The 1,868-nt window shown below is 33.4% G+C and carries 2 protein-coding genes; both read left to right on the forward strand.

Going from position 1 to position 1,868, the window contains the following annotated elements:
- The first annotated feature begins 218 nt into the window (after positions 1–218).
- A complete protein-coding gene (locus FPG59_RS15750; RefSeq protein WP_086455485.1) occupies positions 219–1,103 on the forward strand; it encodes a hypothetical protein in 885 nt (294 codons plus the stop codon).
- A gap of 70 nt (positions 1,104–1,173) precedes the next feature.
- On the forward strand, positions 1,174–1,704 hold the full coding sequence (locus FPG59_RS15755) for a hypothetical protein (protein ID WP_086455486.1): 531 nt from the start codon (positions 1,174–1,176) through the stop codon (positions 1,702–1,704).
- Positions 1,705–1,868 lie beyond the last annotated feature (164 nt).

A 1,868-nucleotide genomic window follows, 5' to 3' on the forward strand; every position in this document is an offset into this window, starting at 1 on the left:
TATGAACCCTTAATCGGATTTGTGTTTAAATGTCTGTAAAACAGGTATTTATACGGGGGTTGATTTTGAAATGCTTCTCTATCTTTGACATATGGAAATCAAAAAGTAAAAAAAATAAGTTTTGAAATTACATTTGATTTCTTAAAAAGAAGATCCCCAAATCACTTTTTTGTACCTACATAATAATTTGTATTAACAACCAATTAAATATATTTATTATGAAAAAAGTAGTTTTAAGCATCTCCGCGATGCTATTTGTAGGAGCAGCATCTTATGCGCAACCAGGTCCAACAGCTGGAGCTAATTCAAGTTTGGTAGGTCAAACAGGAACTTCTCAAAATGCGGCAGTACATCAAATTGGAACATCACAAAGTTCTAAGATTAAGCAAACAATAAGCAACAATGATGCTTTTGTGTATCAAGGAGTACTTCCAGGGCAAATGTTTGTGTCTGCTGCTAACGCTTCAGCAAAGAACATCGCTGATGTTGATCAAAAAGGGGACGACAACCGTGCTTACATCTCTCAAAACAATTGGGATAACAAAGCTACCCAAAAACAAGTTGGAGATAAAAACGATGCCACGATTTGGCAAGATGAAGTTCAAGTAGCAACAGGCTCATTATTTGGTGATGATGATGCTACCCAAACACAAACAGGCAATAATAACAAAGCCACTATTGATCAAGGGACTTCAGGAAATAATCCTATTCCTGCTGTTGGGACTTTTTCACTTATGGTGCCACTTACGTCAGCTATACCAATGACTCCACATGGAGACAACGAAGCTACTCAAACTCAAAACGGCAATTTCAATCTAGCTTATACGAGTCAAGGTGGTGACAAAAACAAATCAACTATTAACCAAAACAGTATTGGTAAAGCTACGTCGTTAACTGAAAGAAATGTGGCTAATCATTATCAATATGGTAAAGAAAACATTGCGTTAACTACACAAAATGGATTCAAAAATCTAGATAATATTTTGCAAGAAGGAAAATCAAATACTTCTACAACAATGCAAACAGGATTTAGTTCAGGAAACATCAATACTGTTTCTCAGCAAGGGAACTACAATGTATCTAGTGTGATTCAAAGTAACTAATTGAGCAATCATGAAGATTGGAGCAGCTTTGTAGCTGCTCCATCTTTTTTTTTAATTAAAAAGCAATAGTATGAAAATTCGAGTGCTCTATTTTGTCATTGCTGTGTTATTTTCATTGCAGCTCATTTCTGCTCAAGGAACAGAAACTTCTCAAGGTAAAACCATAGATATAGCTATAGTGGGGGATAATGAAGGTCCTTTATATCTATCCACAGCTAACTTATCAGGAAATGCAACTGTTAAGCAACAAGCTTTTGATAATACTGTGCAAATGCAACAGATTGGGGAGTACAATACTTTTAATGCGGTATTAAGATCAAATACTACTGCTGTATCAATGTTACAAAAAGGAAACAATAATACGATCTTGTTGAATAAACAAGCACTATCAATTGAACAAAAAGTATTACAGCTAGGTGATAATAATACTATTTACGATTTTGCCACATACAGTAGATATCATGTCAAAAATGAATTTGTACAAAAAGGGAACAATTTAACTATCAATAGTTTTGGTTCCAATTCAATATCACGAGATTTAAAAATAATTCAGTCAGGAAATGGGGCTACTGTACTATTGATCAATAATTCAAAATTATGAAAAGATTATTCTTTAATTTTTCATTTTATATTTTTTTGTTTTTGGGTTTTACATCTTATTCCCAAACAACAAACACAGTTGTAAAAGCAAAAATAGTAATTGATAAAACGGAAACCAATATAAAAATAATTGGTACTGCCGAAAATTTATCGGATGGCTTACAG

Origin of the sequence: Flavobacterium sp. FPG59, from assembly GCF_002150205.1 — a bacterium.
Taxonomy (GTDB): domain Bacteria; phylum Bacteroidota; class Bacteroidia; order Flavobacteriales; family Flavobacteriaceae; genus Flavobacterium.